17 protein-coding genes are annotated in these 16,884 nt (G+C 72.3%); 4 read left to right on the forward strand and 13 right to left on the reverse strand.

The features are described 5' to 3' along the window. Positions 1-384: 384 nt before the first annotated feature. The 4 genes from LDL49_RS21180 to LDL49_RS21195 form a co-directional block, all read right to left on the reverse strand. Complete coding sequence (locus tag LDL49_RS21180) at positions 385-1,188, reverse strand: GNAT family N-acetyltransferase (protein ID WP_225292833.1); 804 nt, start codon at positions 1,186-1,188, stop codon at positions 385-387. Further along, the gene (locus LDL49_RS21185) at positions 1,185-1,772 is read right to left on the reverse strand and encodes a phosphoribosylanthranilate isomerase (protein ID WP_225292834.1); all 588 of its coding nucleotides are present in this window, start codon (positions 1,770-1,772) and stop codon (positions 1,185-1,187) included. Before LDL49_RS21185 ends, LDL49_RS21180 begins: the two co-directional genes overlap by 4 nt. 125 nt (positions 1,773-1,897) lie before the next feature. Next, a complete protein-coding gene (locus tag LDL49_RS21190) occupies positions 1,898-2,620 on the reverse strand; it encodes a response regulator (protein ID WP_225292835.1) in 723 nt (240 codons plus the stop codon). Beyond that, positions 2,617-4,326: a sensor histidine kinase gene (locus LDL49_RS21195; RefSeq protein ID WP_225292836.1), complete on the reverse strand. Its 1,710-nt coding sequence runs from the start codon at positions 4,324-4,326 to the stop codon at positions 2,617-2,619. The genes LDL49_RS21190 and LDL49_RS21195 overlap by 4 nt, the downstream gene beginning before the upstream one ends. Before the next feature lie 141 nt (positions 4,327-4,467). Here LDL49_RS21195 and LDL49_RS21200 point away from each other — a divergent pair, with 141 nt between their 5' ends. Next, entirely contained in the window at positions 4,468-5,058 is a 591-nt protein-coding gene (locus LDL49_RS21200; RefSeq protein ID WP_225292837.1) for a class I SAM-dependent methyltransferase, read from the forward strand. 26 nt (positions 5,059-5,084) lie between these two features. Next, positions 5,085-6,266 carry an acyl-CoA dehydrogenase family protein gene (locus tag LDL49_RS21205; RefSeq protein ID WP_225292838.1) on the forward strand — a complete coding sequence of 394 codons (1,182 nt, stop codon included), beginning with the start codon at positions 5,085-5,087 and terminating at the stop codon, positions 6,264-6,266. 180 nt (positions 6,267-6,446) lie between these two features. On the opposite strand, the gene LDL49_RS21210 is transcribed toward LDL49_RS21205, so the two are convergent. The 9 genes from LDL49_RS21210 to LDL49_RS21250 form a co-directional block, all read right to left on the reverse strand. After that, positions 6,447-7,238 carry an enoyl-CoA hydratase/isomerase family protein gene (locus tag LDL49_RS21210; protein ID WP_225292839.1) on the reverse strand — a complete coding sequence of 264 codons (792 nt, stop codon included), beginning with the start codon at positions 7,236-7,238 and terminating at the stop codon, positions 6,447-6,449. Continuing rightward, positions 7,235-8,140 carry an alpha/beta hydrolase gene (locus LDL49_RS21215; protein ID WP_225292840.1) on the reverse strand — a complete coding sequence of 302 codons (906 nt, stop codon included), beginning with the start codon at positions 8,138-8,140 and terminating at the stop codon, positions 7,235-7,237. Before LDL49_RS21215 ends, LDL49_RS21210 begins: the two co-directional genes overlap by 4 nt. A 9-nt stretch (positions 8,141-8,149) precedes the next feature. Next, positions 8,150-8,836 (reverse strand): gamma-glutamyl-gamma-aminobutyrate hydrolase family protein, encoded by a 687-nt coding sequence (locus LDL49_RS21220; RefSeq protein WP_225292841.1) that lies wholly within the window; start codon positions 8,834-8,836, stop codon positions 8,150-8,152. 127 nt (positions 8,837-8,963) lie between these two features. Continuing rightward, on the reverse strand, positions 8,964-10,187 hold the full coding sequence (locus LDL49_RS21225) for a cytochrome P450 family protein (protein ID WP_225292842.1): 1,224 nt from the start codon (positions 10,185-10,187) through the stop codon (positions 8,964-8,966). Next, on the reverse strand, positions 10,184-11,380 hold the full coding sequence (locus LDL49_RS21230; RefSeq protein WP_225292843.1) for a cytochrome P450: 1,197 nt from the start codon (positions 11,378-11,380) through the stop codon (positions 10,184-10,186). The genes LDL49_RS21225 and LDL49_RS21230 overlap by 4 nt, the downstream gene beginning before the upstream one ends. After that, positions 11,377-11,973 (reverse strand): GTP-binding protein, encoded by a 597-nt coding sequence (locus LDL49_RS21235; RefSeq protein ID WP_225292844.1) that lies wholly within the window; start codon positions 11,971-11,973, stop codon positions 11,377-11,379. Before LDL49_RS21235 ends, LDL49_RS21230 begins: the two co-directional genes overlap by 4 nt. Then, on the reverse strand, positions 11,951-12,325 hold the full coding sequence (locus tag LDL49_RS21240; RefSeq protein WP_225292845.1) for a DUF742 domain-containing protein: 375 nt from the start codon (positions 12,323-12,325) through the stop codon (positions 11,951-11,953). Before LDL49_RS21240 ends, LDL49_RS21235 begins: the two co-directional genes overlap by 23 nt. After that, on the reverse strand, positions 12,322-12,720 hold the full coding sequence (locus tag LDL49_RS21245; RefSeq protein ID WP_225292846.1) for a roadblock/LC7 domain-containing protein: 399 nt from the start codon (positions 12,718-12,720) through the stop codon (positions 12,322-12,324). The genes LDL49_RS21240 and LDL49_RS21245 overlap by 4 nt, the downstream gene beginning before the upstream one ends. Before the next feature lie 67 nt (positions 12,721-12,787). Further along, positions 12,788-14,410: an ATP-binding protein gene (locus LDL49_RS21250; RefSeq protein WP_225292847.1), complete on the reverse strand. Its 1,623-nt coding sequence runs from the start codon at positions 14,408-14,410 to the stop codon at positions 12,788-12,790. Between the two features lie 502 nt (positions 14,411-14,912). Here LDL49_RS21250 and LDL49_RS21255 point away from each other — a divergent pair. Then, entirely contained in the window at positions 14,913-15,407 is a 495-nt protein-coding gene (locus LDL49_RS21255; RefSeq protein ID WP_225292848.1) for a CAP domain-containing protein, read from the forward strand. 320 nt (positions 15,408-15,727) lie between these two features. After that, positions 15,728-16,846: a globin domain-containing protein gene (locus LDL49_RS21260; protein ID WP_225292849.1), complete on the forward strand. Its 1,119-nt coding sequence runs from the start codon at positions 15,728-15,730 to the stop codon at positions 16,844-16,846. Positions 16,847-16,884 lie beyond the last annotated feature (38 nt).

Below are 16,884 nucleotides of genomic sequence, written 5' to 3' on the forward strand. Positions count from 1 at the left end.
GGAGACCGTCGGGAACAGTCGGTCGGGGTCCATCGGCGGCGGTCGGCCGGAGCGACGTCAGCCGGGGACCGTCGGCCGGGGTCCGTGGGCAACGGTTGGCCCGAGGGACGATCAGCCTGAGGGACGATCGGACAGGGTCTTTAGGCGGGGTCCATCGGCGGCGGACGGGGCAGCCGGGGACCGCCAGGCGGTTGGCCCAAGGGACGGTCAGACGGAATTGGCCGGACAGGGTCCGTCGGCGGCGGCAGGGGGCGGGCGGGGTCCGTATGACAGGGTCGGCCGGATGGGATCAGCCGGGGACCGTCGGCCAGAAGGGGTCCGGCAGCGGGCGGGCGACCGAAGGGACGGTGGCCAGAGGGAGGGTGAGCAGAGGCGGGTGGGCGGTCAGGTGCGGAGGAAGCTGTGGGTGTGGCCTGTCGGCGTGAAGCCGAGCCGTTCGTAGAAGTCCTTGGGCCAGTCGGCGGCGTCGGCCAGCAGGAACACCAGCTCGCCGCCCGCCGCCTCGGCCAGGAGCGCCCTCATCAGGGTGCGGGCGTGGCCCCTGCCGCGGTGGCGATCCCCCGTGTAGAGGTCCTCGATCTGGGTGACGTCGCCGTGCCGGTAGATGTCGGCTCGCGCGGCCAGTTCGCCGTCCTCTGCCCGTACGCCGCGGAAGCCCACCGTGTCGGCGCCGCGCAGCCGCTCCTCGACGCGCCTGGCGAGCTGGTCGATCACGTCGGCGGTGGCCTCGGGCAGCGTCTCGCGCCAGCCGGCCCGGAGCGTGGGCAGCAGGGCGGGCAGGTCGAGGTGCTCCACGGGTGCCGCGTCGTGAGGGAACGTGCCGCGGAAGACCATGACCACGTTGGTCTCGTGGGTGTAGCCCGCGGCCTCGAAGGCGGGCGCGTACGCCCGGCCCAGGCGGTCGTCGTCGACGTTGACCAGCCGGTGGGCATATCCGGCGAGCACCTGGTCGGCCGCCTTCAGCACCGCCCCTGGATCGTCGCCGGACCAGATGACGAGCTTGTTGTCTTCGTACGAGCCGGGATAGCGGTCGTTGAGCACGGCGAAGCCGCCCGGCGCCTCGACGATCCGCCCCGCCTTCCGCCGGGTGAACTCGTGCGTGAAGGCGACACTACGGGCGAAGTCATGGGTTAACGAGGCACTACGGGCGAAGTCATCCTGGGACTCGCCGCCGGCGCCGTCGGTCATGGGCGGGCCGCCGCGATGAAGCGTCTGATGAGGGCGGAGTCCTTCACCCCGGGCGCCAGCTCGACCCCGCTGGACACGTCCACGCCCCACGGCGCCGCGGCGGCGACGGCCTGGGCGACGTTGGACGGGTCGAGGCCGCCGGCGAGCAGCCAACGCCCCGAGGGGCGGCCGCGTACAGCCGACCAGTCCCAGGGCTCGCCGGAGCCGGGGCGGGGCGCGTCGACGATGAGCAGGTCCTCGTCGTAGGCGCCGCAGCGCAGGTCGGCCTCGGCGTCGACGGCCCGGACCAGGGTGTGGCCGAGATCCTTCAGCGCGGTGAAGTCGCCGTGCGGATGCCGGCCGTGCAGCTGGACGCCGCGCACTCCGGAGGCGATCGTGGCGGCGCGGACGGCCTCGGGGGTCTCGCCGCGGAACACACCGACGGTGAGGACGTGGTCGGGGACTGCCGCGGCCAGCTCGGCGGCCCGCTCGGGGGTCACCTGACGAGGGCTTCGGGTCAGCACGAACCCGATGGCGTCGGCGCCCGCCTCGACGGCGGCCGCCACGTGCTCGGGCTCGCTCAACCCGCAGATCTTCACGTACACACCGTCGACCCTAACGGCGAACGGCGGCGACCGGGACCCTGGGCGACCCCGAGCGGACGGCGGCGACCGGGACCCCGGCAACCCCCGAACAGCGCGCGGGGCAAGGACCCCGGCCAGCGTGCGGGTCAGCTCAGGGGATCACCCGGAGGGCCGCCGCGGGAGGGGCGGAGGGGCTGGCGCAAGGGGTGGTGTACCGGGCGGAACGCCGCGTCCACCAGGCCGGTGCGGTAGGCGACGACGGCGGCCTGGATCCGGTTGCGCAGCCCCAGCTTGTCCATGGCGGCGGCGACGTGGGACTTGACCGTGGTGACGCCGACGCTCAGCTCCTCGGCGATCTCCGCGTTGGACAGGCCGGTGCCGACCAGCGCCAGCACCTCCAGCTCACGGTCGGTGAGCCCGGCGGGGACCGGTACGCTCGCCGCCTCCTCGGCGGCCAGGAAGCGGGCGACCACCCGGCGCAGCACGGAGGGGGCCAGGAGCTGCTCGCCGGTCGCGGCCCTGCGCACGGCGTCGACCATGCGTTCGGGCTCGTCGTCCTTGACCAGGAAGCCGACGGCGCCCGCGCGCAGGGCGGCGTAGACGTTGGAGTCCTCGGCGAACGTGGTGAGCACGACGACCCTGGTGGCCGGCCGCGCCACCAGGATCCGTCTGATCGCCTCCAGCCCGTCGACCCTGGGCATGCGCAGGTCCATCAGGATCACGTCGGGCAGGTGGAGCTCGGCCAGGCGTACGGCCTCGGCGCCGTCCTCGGCCTCGGCCACGACCTCCATGTCGCCCGTGACCTGAAGGAGCATGCGTACGCCCGCGCGGACCAGCGCCTGATCGTCGGCGACCAGCACGCGGATCACGCGTCACCTCCCATGAGGTCCCGGGCGAGAAAGCGGTCGGTGACGCACCCCGTGCGCTCACCAACGGGCTCGCTGGCGGGCGGCTCAGTGGTGTGCGGGGCGGCGGGCGGCTCCGTGGTGTGCGGGGCGGCGGGAATGTTCGCGGTGAGCAGCCAGCCGCCCTCCTGGTCGAGGCCCGCGCTCAGCGTGCCGCCGAGCGCGCGGACGCGCTCGCGCATGCCGGCCAGGCCGCGGCCGGACGAGGGCAGGCGTTCGATGGTGGTGGGCGGGGAGCCGTTGCGGATGTGTACGGTCAGCCCTTGGCCGGCGGAGGTGACGGCGACACTCACCTGAGTGCCGGGACCGGCGTGCTTGAGCACGTTCGTGAGACCTTCCTGGACGATGCGGGCCGCGGAGGCGCGGGCCACGAGGGGGGCGTGCGCGGTGGCGGGGTCGAGTTCCAGCTCGACCTGGAGGCCGGCGGCGGTCATCCGCTCGGCGGACTCGCGTATGACGGCCGCGGGGTCGGCGGCCATGTCGGGCCGGCGGCCGGGGTCGCGCAGCACGTCGAGCAGCCCGCGCAGGTCCTCCAGCGCCTGGTGGCCGGTCTCGCGGATGTCGGCCAGAGCGTCGGCGACGGGCCCCTCGGGGGCGGCGTAGCGGGCGGCGCCGGCGCGCAGGACCATGGCGCCCACGTGGTGGGCCACGATGTCGTGCACCTCGCGGGCGATGTTCTCGCGCTCGAGGAGCTGGTCGGCGCGTACCTGGGCGACCGCCAGCCGCGCCGACTCGCGCAGCCGCAGCCCTTCGGCCTCGGCGGCCGCCTGCCGTACGCCCAGGTAGCGGCCGATCGCGACGGGGGTGGTCACCAGGGCCATCAGGACGGCGACGCGGAACGCGGTGACCTCGGTCGAGTCCTGGACGATCGCGATCGAGGCGAGCATGGTGCAGGTCACGTAGGTGACCGTGATCCAGGCCCAGGAGGCGATCCGCATCGCGAACACGCAGAGCGCGATCAGCGTCAGGATCAGGCAGGTGGTGACCGTGTCGTTGAGATACTGGTCGGCGGCGATCAGCAGCGCGCTCTGGAACATGAACACCAGGCCGGGGAAGCGCCGCGCGACGCCGAGGGAGAGCCCGCCCAGCACCGCGAGCAGCCCCACGACCCAGACCGGCTGGGTGCCGCTGTGCCAGTCGGTCCAGGTGCTCAGCACCGTGAAAGCCACTCCGCCGCCGGCCAGCAGCACGTCCGGGGTGAGGTCGGCGTCCTTCAGCCGCCCGGCGGGGCCGCGCAGGTAGGCGCCGATGAGGACGGGCAGGGCGGGGACGAGCACCGAGTACATCCACGCGTTCGTGGTGAACGCGATGCCCGGGTCGGCCAGGTTGACCGCGGTCGCCGCGATGGCCACGCCCAGCGCCAGGCAGGTCTGCCGCCGGCCCGAGCGGTAGGCGACCAGGCCGATGGAGACGCAGAGCAGCATCTGGGCGGTGTTGGAGGTGAACGACTCCACCTGGTCGGTGAAGACGAGGAAGGCTGCCAGGTAGAGGCTCACCGCCAGCGGGGCGCGCCTGACCAGGCCCATGGGCGCGCCCACGCCCACGGCCATCGGGATCACCTCGTTGCCCGGCAGCAGCGCGGAGCCGCCGCCCTTGGCCGACAGCAACACGTCGAGAGCGGTCCCCGCGGCCGCGAGCACAAGGTCGAGCGGCACACCACGCCATCGCATGCGCCCACGGTATCCGGGTGGCGCGCGCCCGCCGGCCCCCTCGCCACTCCTCCCGCCGGAGGAGGCGGTCTCCTCCAAGTGGCCGCGGCATCGTCCCTTGGGGGGACGAAATCGGGGCGAGAACTCCCTTACGTTTGTGGTATGCCCAATGACACCGCAATGTTCCTCGGCCAGTTCCTGCGCGCTCCGGCCACCATCGGGGCGCTCGCGCCCAGTTCCCGGTGGCTCGCGGCGGCGGTCTGCGCGCCGGTCCCGGAACGCGGCGAGCCGACCGTGGTCGAACTCGGCCCTGGTACGGGGCCCTTCACCGCCGAGATCCAGCGCCGACTGGACGGGCGGGGCCACCACCTGGCCGTTGAGGTCAACCAGTCGCTTGCGGCGTTGCTGGCCGAGCGGTTCCCCACCGTGGACGTCGCGCACGACGACGCGACCGAGCTGCGCCGCCTGCTCAGCGAGCGCGGCCTGCGGCAGGCGGACGTGGTGGTCAGCGGGCTGCCCTGGGCGGCCTTCCCCGAGGATCTGCAGCGCGGGCTGCTCGGCGCGGTGGCCTCGACGCTGAGCCCGGCGGGGGCATTCACCACCTTCTCCTACATCCACGCCGTCCCGCTGAACTCGGCGCGCCGCTTCCGCGCGCTGCTGGCCGAGCGGTTCGAGGAGGTCGTGAGGGGCCGTACGGTGTGGCGCAACGCGCCTCCGGCGTTCGTGTTCCACGCCCGCCGGCCTCGACCCTGAACAGAACTTACTTCTACGATGGGGTGATGGATTTCACCCTTCCCGAAAGCGCCCTGGCCGTCCAGCGCGGCATCGGCGACATCTGCGCACACTATGACCTTGACTACTGGCAGCGGTGCGAGGCGGACAAGCGCTGGCCGGAGGAGGTCTGGGCGGAGCTGGCCAAGGGCGGGTGGCTGGGTCTGGCCGTACCCGAGGAGTTCGGCGGGGGCGGCCAGGGACTGCTGGAGCTGGCGGTGGCGACCGAGACGCTGGCCGCCTCGGGGGCGGCGGGCGGCTCGGCGTTCACGTACGTGCTGACGCCCGGGTTCGGCGCGCTCACCCTGGCCAGGCACGGCACGGCCGAGCAGCGGGCGGAGCTGCTGCCCCGGCTGGCCACGGGTGAGGTGGAGACGTGCTTCGCGCTGACGGAGCCGGACGCGGGCTCCAACTCGCTGGCGATCACGACGGCGGCCCGGCGTGACGGCGAGGACTACGTGATCAAGGGTCAGAAGATCTGGATCACCGGCGTGCAGCGGGCCACCTGGATGCTGCTGGTCACCAGGACCGTCCCGGCGGCCGAGGCCAGGCCGCGCACCCACGGGCTGACGGTCTTCCTGGTGAACGTGCCGGAGGCGGTGGCGGCCGGGCGGCTGTCCTACCAGCCGATCCCGAAGCTCGGCGCCAACACGACGCCGTCGAACATGGTGTTCATCGACGACCTCCGGGTGCCCGCCTCCAGTGTGGTGGGGCAGATCGACCAGGGCGCGGCGGTGCTGTGGGACATCCTCAATCCCGAGCGCGTCCTGCTCGCCGCCTCCGCGCTCGGCGGGGCCGAGGTCGCGTTGCGGGTCGCGGTGCAGTACGCCAAGGAGCGCGAGGTGTTCGGCCGGCCGATCGGCGCCAACCAGGCGATCGCGTTCCCGCTGGCCCAGGTCAAGGCCAAGATCGAGCTGGCCCGCCTGATGATCTACAAGGCCGCGTGGTCGTTCGACCGGCGCCTGCCGTGCGGCACCGAGGCCAACATCGCCAAGCTCACCGCCTCGCAGGCGGCGTGGGAGGCGGCCGACGCCGCCTTCCAGACGCACGGCGGGATGGCGTACTCGCTGGAGTATCCGGTGGCCAGGCTGCTCACGGACGCCCGCATCGGGAAGGTGGCGCCCGTGACGGAGGAGCTGCTGCTCAACTACCTCGCGACCCAGGTGCTGGGGCTGCCGCGCAGCTTCTGACCGGCCGACGGTGTGGCCGATCTGCCACGCGCACCAGCGACCGGCGAGCCACGGCTTCGTCTCCCGGGGCGGCGTTCTCGGCCTCGGCGGACAGGCCCCGATCCGGCGCTGGTGCGGCAGCAGCCCTTCCACACCGTCCAAAGGTCACGCCTACCCTGGGCACGCGGGTGAAACCGCAGGTCAGCCGAACTCCGGTGACCGTTTCTCGCGCACCGCCCGCACACCCTCCACCACGTCGGGACCGCTGAAGCCGAGGAACTCCATGGCCAGCGAGGCGTCGAAGGTGGGCCCGGCCATGCGCAGCCAGTTGTTCAGGGAGTATTTGGTGAGGCGGATGGCCTCCTGGGAGCCGGCCGCCAGCCGCAGGGCGATCTCCATCGCCTTGTCGTGCACCTGGTCGTCGTCGACGCACAGGCTCACCAGGCCCATCCGCTCGGCCTCCGCGCCGGTGACGGGCTCGCACAGCAGCAGGTGGTATTTGGCCTTGGCCAGCCCGCACAGCAGCGGCCAGATGATCGCGGCGTGGTCGCCCGCCGCGACGCCGAGCCTGGTGTGGCCGTCGATGATGCGGGCGGTGCGCCCGGCGACGGAGATGTCGGCCAGCAGGGCGACGGCCAGCCCGGCGCCCACCGCGGGCCCCTGGACGGCCGAGACGATCGGCTTGGCGCAGTTGAGCACGTTGTAGACGATGTCGCGGGCCTCGGCGAACACGCGCAGCCGGGTGGCGTGGTCGCGGGTCATCTCCTCGATCATCGACAGATCGCCGCCCGCGGAGAACGCCTCGCCCTCTCCCCTGACGACCACCGCCCTGACGGAGTCGTCGCGGTCGACGTCGCGCCAGATCTCGGCCAGCTCGCGGTGGCCGGTCATGTCGACGGCGTTGCGCCTGCGCGGCTCGCTGATCGTGATCCGCAGCACGCCGTCGGCGGGCGTGTCGATCTTCAGCTTCTCGTACGCGTCCCGGTACGTCACAGGGCCTCCCGCAGCCGGGCGGCCACGTAGTCGCGGGCCTCGACGGCCTGGTCGAACAGGCCGGGCAGGGCGAAGAAGCCGTGGATCGCCCCGTCGAACCTGCGTGTCTCGACGGGCACCCCGGCCTCGGCCAGCCGCGCGCCGTAGCGCTCGCCGTCATCGCGGAGCACGTCGCATTCGGCGGTCACCACAGTCGCGGGCGCCAGCCCGGCGACGGACGGCAGCCGCAGCGGGGACAGCCGCGGATCCGCCGGGTCGGCCTGGCCGGCGTAGTGGTCCAGGCACCACGCGACGTCCTCGGCGTCGAGGCCGAAGCCCTTGGCGAACTCGGTGAAACTGGGGGAATCCATGGCCGCGTCGAGCGCCGGGTGGACCAGCACCTGGTGGGCCAGCCGCAGCCCGGCGTCGCGGGCCTGCCAGGCGGCCACGGCCGCGAGGTTGCCGCCGGCGCTCTCGCCCATCACCGCGACGGCGCCGTCGCACTGGTAGAAGGCGGGGCGGGCGAAGATGTCGCGCACCACGGTCCAGGCGTCGTCGGCCGCGGCCGGGAAGGGGTGCTCGGGGGCCAGCCGGTAGCCGACGGAGACGACCACCGCGCCGGTGCGGATCGCCAGGTCGCGGCCGAGCGCGTCGCTGCGCTTGATGCCCCCGGTGATCCAGCCGCCGCCGTGGAAGTAGACCACCACGGGCAGCGGGCCGTCGCCCCGGTCGGCGCGGTAGACGCGGATGGGCACGTCCTCGGCGCTCTCGTCGCGGACGAAGGGCAGGTGGGTGAGCGGCCCGCGCTGGAGCGCGAGGTCGTCCCGGTCCCGGGCCTCCTGGATCCCGGCCAGGTCCGGCCTGGGGCCGGGATCGGACGGGTAGCGCTCGAGGTACTCCTGCGCCTGGGGGTGCAGTTGCATGATCGAAGCCTAGCGGGCCGCCTCCACGAGCGCATCGAAGATCCGGCCGTCCTCGGCCCGCTCCGGGTGCCACTGCACGCCGACCCCGAACCGGTGACCCTGCAGCTCGATGCCCTCCACGATCTGATCCTCGGCCCAGGCCACGGCCAGCAGCCCGTTGCCCAGCCGGCGTACCGACTGGGTGTGCGGCGCGACCACCTCGACCTTGTCGCCCACCGCCTTGCCGAGCTTGCTCGACACGCTCACCTGGATGACGTGCGGCGTGCCCGGCTCGGCGTGCCGCTCGCTGTCGAGCACCTCGGGCAGCCACGGGATCAGGGTGCCGCCCTGGGCGACGTTCAGCACGTGCATGCCGCGATCGATGGCCAGGATCGGCACGTCGGCCTGGACGGCGGCGCGGGCCAGGGCCAGCTCGAACCTGTCGCGGTGCCCCTGCGCCTCGGGCACCCGCTCGTCCTGCTCCTCGCCGTAGGCACTGCCGCCCACCTCGACCCCGCCGGCCAGCACCACGCCCCGCAGCCCTCGTACGTAGTCGTCGATCGCGTGCAGGTTCAGCGGCGGCAGCACCACGGGGGCGCCCCCGGCGCGCTCGACGGCCTTGGCGTAGGACGGGGGCGACAGCACCGCCTCCCGCACCCAATCGCCCCAGCGGGCGGCTTCGAAGTAGGCGGTGATGCCGATCAGCGGTCGGGACATGCGAGCTCCAGGGTGCCTGGTGGAGTACGTGCCGCCGCCGGTGGTGACGACGGCCGCACGCCCATCATGGCGCACACCATTTCGGTTATGTCACCTCTCCTGAAGATCCCTGTCGTATCAGGCGGAATCAGGGCACGGCCAGGAAGACCGGCAGCTCCGCCGCGGAGTTGGAGAACAGCGACGGTACGGGGACCAGCGCGGCAGGCGGGACGGCCAGCGTCAGGCCGGGATGGCGGCGGAAGAGGGCGGGCAGTGCCTCGGTCGCCTCCAGGCGGGCCAGCGGGGCGCCCAGGCACAGGTGGGGACCGCCGCCGAAGGCCAGGTGCCTGCGCTGCGCACGGGTGATGTCGAAGCGCGCGGCGTCCGGGCCGTGCTGCGCCTCGTCGCGTCCCACCGCGCTGTACGGGGCCAGGACGGCCTCTCCGGCGGGGATGGTGACGCCGGCGATCTCGATGTCCTCCAGCGGGTAGCGGGCCATGAAGTTGCCGATGGGCGCGTCCCAGCGCAGCGTCTCCTCCACCACGGCCGACCAGGTCTCCTCGCCGCCGGCCACCGCCAGCGCGCGCTGCTCCGGGTGGGTGAGCAGGGCGCGGGCGGCGTTGACGATCAGGCTGAGCGTGGTCTCGTGCCCGGCGGCGAGCATCAGCCACAGCGTGCCGACCAGCTCCTCGTCGGTGAGCCGCTCCGGGTCGTCGCGCTGGGCGGCGATCAGGTCGCTGATCAGGTCGTCGCCGGGCTCGGCGTGCCGCGCGGCGACGAGCCGGTCGAGCAGCAGGTAGATGTCGCGCTGGGTCTTGAGCACCTCCTCCGGGGAGGTGGTGGAGCGGAAGATGCTGTCCACCAGCTCCCGCAGCTCCGGGCGCTCCTCCTCCGGCACCCCGACGAGCTCGCAGATCACCTGCATGGGCACCGGGTAGGCGAAGTGCCTGCGCAGGTCGACGGTCCCGTCGGCGGCCGCGTGCGAGGGCAGGTCGTCGAGCAGCCCGCCGACGATCCCGGCGATGCGCGGCCGCATGCTCTGGACGCGGCGCGGCGTGAGCGTCTGGGTGACGAACTTGCGCAGCCGGTGGTGCTCCCGCCCGTCGGCGGTGAGCATGTTGGTGACCTTGACCATGCCGATGAGCGGCCAGTCGTCGGCGATGCGGCCGTCACGGATGGCCGTCCAGTTGTGCCAGTCCTTGCTGACCCTGCGGTCGGTCAGCAGCTCGGCCAGCAGCGCGTGATGGTTGACCGACCACGCCTCCACGCCGCCCGGCAGAACGACGCGGACGACGGGGCCCAGCTCCCGCAGCCGGGCGGCCTCGCCGTGGTGGTCGGTCCCGGCGGGGTCGAGGGTGACTACAGGGATCATGAACGGTCTCCAAGCGCGCGGAAGTGGACGGGCAGTGAGGCGGGGCAGCGGGTCCACGGTGACGGGTGCGGGGTCAGTTCCGTGGCGTCCACGGACAGGCGTACGTCGGGCAGCAGGTGCAGGGCCGTCTCCACGGCGGTGCGGGTGATGAGCCGGGCGGGGACGGGAGCCGGGCAGACGTGCGGGCCGGCGCTCCAGGCCAGGTGGGCGCGGTTGCCCAGCTCGATCTCCGTCGCGCCGCCGTGGACGCGCGGGTCGTCGTTGGCCGCCGACAGGCCCAGGACGAGCGCGTCGCCGCGGGCGATGCGCCGGCCGCCCAGCTCGGTGTCGCGCAGGGCGTACCGGGCGGGCATGTTCGTCATGGGCGGGTCGCGCCAGAGCACCTCGTCCAGCGCGTCGTCGACGCCCAGGCGCCCGCCGCGCACCCGGCCGGCGAAGCGCGGGTCGGTCAGCATGAGCCGGAAGGTCTGCGCGATCCACGTGGTCGTCGTCTCCTGCGCGGCGGAGATCATCACCACCATCGACTGCAGTACCTCGGCCTCGTCGCGCAGGTCGGCGTGGGCCAGGAAGTGGCTGGTCAGATCGTCGGACGGGGTCTCCTTCCTGGCGCGCAGCAGGCCGCCGAGTATCTCCTCGAACTTCCTGTTGCCCGCCTGGGAGTCCTCGGCGCTGCCGAACAGGGCGCGCAACGCCGCCAGCAGCTCGTGGCCCTGGCCGGTGTCGAGGCCGAACAGGCCGGCGATGGCCAGCATCGGGACGACGGCCGCGTAGTCGCCGACCAGGTCGGCGCCGCCACGGTCGGCGAAGCCCTCGATGAGCTCGCGGCACATGGTCTCGACGGAGCGGCGCATGCGGCGCTGGTCGATCGCGGCGACCCCGTCGTCGATCGGGCGGCGCAGGCGTCGGTGCTCGGCCCCGTCGGCGCCGATCACGTTGGGCCGCCAGAACATCATCGGCCCCAGCCCCGAGTCGAGCGGCACGACGCCTTCCTGGAACAGCCGCCAGTTACGGGCGTCGCGCGAGTACAGCTTCTCCTGCCGGGTGATGGTCAGCAGCTCCTGGTAGCCCATGACCAGCCAGGCGCCGACGCCCGGCTCCAGCTCCACCCAGGCGACGTCGCCCCATTCACGGCGCAGCCCGCGGAAGACGCCGCGCGGATCGGGGCAGGTCGTGGTGGCGGACAGAGGGATCATGAGGGGCCCTTCTGCAGGGCGAGCGCGTGCTCGACGAGGGTGATCAGCGCGTCCACCGAGGAGGAGCGGCTCCTGGCGTCGCAGTTCACGATGGGTGTGCCGGGCTCCAGGTCCAGGGCCTCCCGCAGCGCCTGCGGGCTGTGGTCGGCGGAGTCGGGGAAGTGGTTGACGGCGACGGCGAAGGGCAGGTCGCCCCGGAGTTCGAGCTGGTCGATCACCTCGAAGCTGCCCTCGATGCGGCGCGTGTCGACCAGGACGAGCGCGCCCACGGCGCCCTCGCCCAGGCCGGCCCACAGGTCCCAGAAGCGCCGCTGGCCGGGCGTGCCGAACAGGTAGAGCGCGGTGTACGGGCTGAGCGTGATGCGGCCGAAGTCCATGGCCACGGTGGTCGTGGTCTTGCTCCCCAGCCCGGCCAGGTCGTCCACGCCGACGCTGGCCTGGGTCATGGTCTCCTCGGTGCGCAGCGGCTCGATCTCGCTGACCGCGCCGATCATGGTGGTCTTGCCGACGCCGAAGTCGCCGACCACGAGGATCTTGACCGCCTGCTGCACGGTGTCGGGCAGGTAGCGGTCAGCTGAGCCGGCGGAGCCCATTGAGCACCTCCTGGAGGGTCGTCAGGTCGGGACGCCCGGCCTCCGGGATACGGGAGCGGGCTATCAGGTGGCCGGAGTCGACCAGGTCGGAGGCTAAGATCCCGGCCACGCTCAGCGGCAGCCGGAGGTGCGCCGCCGCCTCCGCCAGCGACAGCAGCCGCGCGCACATACGCAGCAGGTCGCGCGACTGGCGGGTGGCGGAGGGCGACAGCGGCTTGCCGGCGTCGGCCACGACGAGGAGCGTGTCGAGGCCGATGGTGTTGCGGGTGGGGCGGGCCCGGCCCTGGGTCAGCACGTAGGGCCGTACCGCGCTGTCGTGGTACTCGCCGCTGTCGTGGGACTCGCCGCTCATCTGCGCGCGGCCCGGCGTGCGGGGGTGCTGAAGTTCCTCTCGCCGATCTTGATGACCTGGGCCTGCATCTGCTGCGCGATGAGCCGCGGGTCGACCACCGGATCGGTGATGACCACCAGATGGGAGCCGGATCCGGCGGCGCGGGCGAACAGGAAGCCGCCCTCGAAGCCCACCATCAGCTCCCTGACGGCCCGGTTGCCGCCGCCGAACTCGCGCCCCACGCTCTGGGCCAGCGACTGCAGCCCGGAGCAGGCGGCCGACAGCCGGTCGGCGACGTCTCTGTCCGTACCGGCCGAGCGGGCCTTCAGCAGGCCGTCGGAGCTGAGGACGACGACGTGGCGGACCCCGGGGACCCAGACGACCTCGGCGATCATCCAGTCCTGGTCTTGGTGCATCGGTACCCCGTTCATCAGTCGTCGTTCGCCATCAGTCCGTCGTTCGCCGTCAGTCCGTCGTTCGCCATCAGTCGTCTCGTGCCCCTGCGTCGGGGTCGTGGTCGAAGAAGGCGGCCATCCACTCGCCCGCCTGTTCCGGAGTGGCGGGCGGCTCGGCGGCCAGTCCGGCCGCGGCGAGCCGCTCGGCGTCGGAGCCCGCCTCGCCGCGGCGTGAGCGCCTGCGCGGCAGCGCGCCGCCGCCCGCCGTGCCCTCCGTCGTGCCGCCCGTCCCGGCGACGTGCACGCCCAGAGGACCGGGCACGTCCGGGACGGGCTCGTCCGGCACGGGCTCGTCCAGCGTGGGGTGGTCCTGGGCCGTCTCGATCGGCCGGCCCTCGTGGCGCGCGGGCCGGGCTCGCGGCGGCGCCTCGGCCGGCTCCAGCGTCTCCACGACCGGGCCGGGCACCAGGACGACCGCGCGCACCCCTCCGTACGGCGAGGGCATCAGGTCGGCCAGGAACCCGTGGCGGCGTACGTAGTGCCCGATGACCGCGAGCCCGGTCTGCGGGATCTCCCCCACCTCGCCCACGTCGACGGAGCGGCGCCCGGAGACGATCTCGCGCGCCTGCTCCAGGTGGTGGTCGTCCATGCCGACGCCGCCGTCGTCGATCTCGATGACGGCGCCGCGCTGTACGTTGCGCACCGCCACGAGCACCGTGGTGGCCGGCGGCGAGGACTGGGTGGCGTTGGCGAGCAGCTCGGCCACCAGGTGGATGAGCGGCTCGACCACGTGGGCCGCGACGGCGGTGTCCGGGTCACCCGACACCTCCACCCGCTTGTAGGCGACGATCCTGGAGGACGCGGCCCGCACCACGTCGACCAGCGCGAGCGGATTGGGCCACTGCTGTCCCGGCCACTCGCCGCACAGCACGGCGAGGCTCTGCGCGTGGCGGCCCTGCTGGGCGGCGGCGTGGTCGACCTGCATGCTGGTCTCCAGCACGTCCGGGTTGCCGGGGTGGCGCTCGGCCATCACCGAGACGTTCTCCTGGATGCGGTGGGCGGAGGTCTGTACGCGCCGGGCCAGCGCCAGCAGGGCCAGCCGCAGCGACTCCTGCCGCTCGCGGTCCTGCTCGGCGGCCTCGCCGACCGCGTCGAGCACCTCTTCCAGCAGCTCGGCCGCGTCCTCGTCGAGCCCCTGGCTCTGGTACGGCGGCGGCACCGCCTCCTGCGCGATCACGGCCGGGATCCGCGCGTCCACCAGGTGCCTGACCGCCTCCTGCAGGGCCTTGGACCGGGCCGCGACGTGCTTGCTCCACTGGGTGTTGCGCTGCTGGAGGTGGTGCTGGAACTCGGCCTCGCGCTGGCGCATGGCGCTCTCGCGGCGGCTCATCGTCCGCAGGGCCTCCTGGTGCGCCTGGCGCAGCGCCGCCACGGCGGCCAGGGCGAGGAGCGAGAGCGCCGCGGCGGCCACGCACGCCCAGACGACGCCGCTGCGGCTGCCGAGGAGCAGGGCGGCGAAGGCGCAGCAGGCGGCGACCGCCGGCAGGGCCAGCGCCGCCGGCCAGAGCCACTGCGTCTGCGGTGACGGGGTGGCCGGCGTCTGAGCGGCCGGCGCCGGCGTCTGCGTCGCGGGCCGCTGGGGAGCGGTCGACTGAGGTGACGGTGTCCGACGTACCGGAGCTTGGGGCGGTGGGGGTTGGGAGCGAGCCATGGTCACCTTTGCGAACGGGCTGGAGTATGCGCTGGTCTCAAGCGGGAGGCGGCTACGGAGACCCCCTCTGCCGAAGCAAGCGGCATCTCCCCTTCCAGTCCGTTGCCTCTGCGTCACTCCCAGTGGCGACGCGTCCGCCAAGATCCGATTATTCCGACTCTACTGAATGAGTCAATCCATTCCCCGCCGCCTGTCAGATATATCACAAAGGTGCATTTTATCCTGTTTTGTCGGCATATGTCCGGCTCTGGAGCGGCGGCGCGCCTGACAATTCCCGGCCAATATTGTCAATGAATCGCGTCTTCCTATCCAGCCAGGAAAAGCCCGATAAGGACCACCCGAAATGTCATCGCCATAATATCTGGGCCCCCTTCGGCTCTTGTCCGGGCAAAACTCGTCCCCCACAATCCAGAGGACAACGCCGGACCACAGGAAGGAAACTCATCGTGCCTGCGAACAATGACGTATTCGCGTACGGCCCCTCGCAAACGAGGTGCTGACGGTGGCCCGCTATCGCGCCCCTCTGCCGGACGCCACGAGCGCCGCCTTCCTCGCCGAGGCGCTGGCCGAGGCCAATGCCCTCCGCGCCGAGCACCACGCCCCGCCGCTGGTCCTGGACCAGGAGCTGGTCGAGTACGCCAGATCCCGCGCCGCGTCGCGATCGGAATACCCGGACACGGAGGCCGGGCACGAGGGGTTACGGGAAGGCACCGGGGAGAACCTTTTCTGGGGCGCCGGCTCGAAACAACGGCCGCTCGACGCGGGGAAAGCGGTTGCCGAATGGTACGAGGAAATCAAGGGCTACGACTTCGCCGACCCGGAAAACGTCGCCGACTGCGGTCACTTCACCCAGCTGGTATGGAGGGAGAGCCGGCGGATGGGCGCCGGACGCGTGGCCGGACGGGGCCCGGATTTCTACGAGACGTACATCGTCTTCGTTTTCGAGGCGCCCGGCAATAAGCCCGGCCACTTCGCGGAGAACGTACGGCCCGCCTGACTTCCGCCCCGGGAGCCGTGCCGCCGACGGCTCCCCCTCGGTCCGTTCACTTCCATCACATATGCGAATAAGACACACTTTCACTTTGATGACCGAGATCTCCCACACCTCGAACGCGGAAAATCACGTTATCGTCACGGACAGTTTTGCTCTGCACTGTATCGGGGCGAAACGGTTGTGACGCTCAGGAGGTGGTGTAAGACTCGAATTCGAGCGAGCAGTCGTGCCGGGGCCCGCCGCACGCTCATTACCCGGAACCGTCAGGGAGGTGTAACGACACGACCGGAAGAATATTCCGGTCAAAGGGTGGGGTTAATTTCATGTCGTTGAATCCGCGCCTGGTAAAGGAGAGTTTCTCCGCCGTGGAGCCGGTGGCCGACAAGGCCGCCGCCTACTTCTACGGCCGGTTGTTCGCCGAGAGTCCGCAGCTGCGGGGCATGTTCCCGCCGGCCATGGACCTGCAGCGCGACCGGCTCTTCGGCGCTCTGACCCGCATCGTGTGGAGCCTGGACAGCCCGGCCAGCCTGGCGTCCTTCCTCGGCCAGCTCGGGCGGGACCACCGCAAGTACGGCGTGATCGCGGAGCACTACACCGCGGTCGGCAACGCCCTGCTCGCGACCATCAAGCGGTTCGCCGCCGACATCTGGAACGAGGAGATCGAGGCCGCCTGGGCGGCCGCCTACACCGCCGCCGCCAACCTCATGATCGAATCGGCCGAGGCCGACTCCGGGGTCTCGCCCGCGTGGTGGCTGGCCGAGGTCGTCGACCACGAGCTCCGCACCCCGGACATCGCTGTCCTGACACTGCGGCCGACGCAGCGCCTGCCGTACACGGCGGGCCAGTACGTCAACGTGCAGGTCTCGCGGTGGCCGCGCGTGTGGCGCACGTTCTCCATCGCCAACGCGCCGCGCCCGGACAACACGATCACGCTGCACGTGCGCTCGGTCCCCTGCGGCTGGGTGTCCACCACGCTGGCCAGGGACACCCGCATCGGCGACACGATCATGCTGGGGCCGCCGATGGGCACGATGACGCTGTGCGACCGCAGCCCGCGCGACGTGCTGTGCGTAGCGGGCGGCACCGGGCTGGCGCCGCTCAAGGCGATCATCGAGCACATCATCGCGTCGGGCCGCCGCCCCAACATCCACCTGCTGTTCGGCGCGCGGACGGCGGCGGAGCTGTACGACCTGCCGGACCTCATCCGGATGGAGTCGTCCTTCCCCTGGCTGCGGGTGCTACCGGTGGTGTCCGGCCAGGCCGGCTACGAGGGGATGCGCGGCCGGCTGCCGGAGGTCACCCAGCGCTTCCACTCGTGGGCCGAGCACGAGGTGTACGTGTGCGGGCCGTCCGGCATGGTCAACGAGACGGTCCGGCGCCTGCGGATCGACGGCGTACCGCTGTCCCGCATCCACCGCGACATCGTCCAGGGAGAACGCTGATGCGGTGATCACGACCCTCCGCCGGGTCTCCGCTCCTC

This window comes from Nonomuraea aurantiaca, assembly GCF_020215705.1.
In the GTDB taxonomy this organism is placed as follows: Bacteria; Actinomycetota; Actinomycetes; order Streptosporangiales; family Streptosporangiaceae; genus Nonomuraea; species Nonomuraea aurantiaca.

Coding starts and splice junctions, on each gene's coding strand:
- LDL49_RS21215 (WP_225292840.1), bottom strand. CDS start 8,140: ATGCAACTGCACCCCCAGGCGCAGGAGTACCTCGAGCGCTACCCGTCC.
- LDL49_RS21235 (WP_225292844.1), bottom strand. CDS start 11,973: ATGGGCTCCGCCGGCTCAGCTGACCGCTACCTGCCCGACACCGTGCAG.
- LDL49_RS21260 (WP_225292849.1), top strand. CDS start 15,728: ATGTCGTTGAATCCGCGCCTGGTAAAGGAGAGTTTCTCCGCCGTGGAG.
- LDL49_RS21245 (WP_225292846.1), bottom strand. CDS start 12,720: ATGCACCAAGACCAGGACTGGATGATCGCCGAGGTCGTCTGGGTCCCC.
- LDL49_RS21205 (WP_225292838.1), top strand. CDS start 5,085: ATGGATTTCACCCTTCCCGAAAGCGCCCTGGCCGTCCAGCGCGGCATC.
- LDL49_RS21225 (WP_225292842.1), bottom strand. CDS start 10,187: ATGATCCCTGTAGTCACCCTCGACCCCGCCGGGACCGACCACCACGGC.
- LDL49_RS21240 (WP_225292845.1), bottom strand. CDS start 12,325: ATGAGCGGCGAGTCCCACGACAGCGGCGAGTACCACGACAGCGCGGTA.
- LDL49_RS21195 (WP_225292836.1), bottom strand. CDS start 4,326: ATGCGATGGCGTGGTGTGCCGCTCGACCTTGTGCTCGCGGCCGCGGGG.
- LDL49_RS21220 (WP_225292841.1), bottom strand. CDS start 8,836: ATGTCCCGACCGCTGATCGGCATCACCGCCTACTTCGAAGCCGCCCGC.
- LDL49_RS21180 (WP_225292833.1), bottom strand. CDS start 1,188: ATGACCGACGGCGCCGGCGGCGAGTCCCAGGATGACTTCGCCCGTAGT.
- LDL49_RS21230 (WP_225292843.1), bottom strand. CDS start 11,380: ATGATCCCTCTGTCCGCCACCACGACCTGCCCCGATCCGCGCGGCGTC.
- LDL49_RS21200 (WP_225292837.1), top strand. CDS start 4,468: ATGCCCAATGACACCGCAATGTTCCTCGGCCAGTTCCTGCGCGCTCCG.
- LDL49_RS21250 (WP_225292847.1), bottom strand. CDS start 14,410: ATGGCTCGCTCCCAACCCCCACCGCCCCAAGCTCCGGTACGTCGGACA.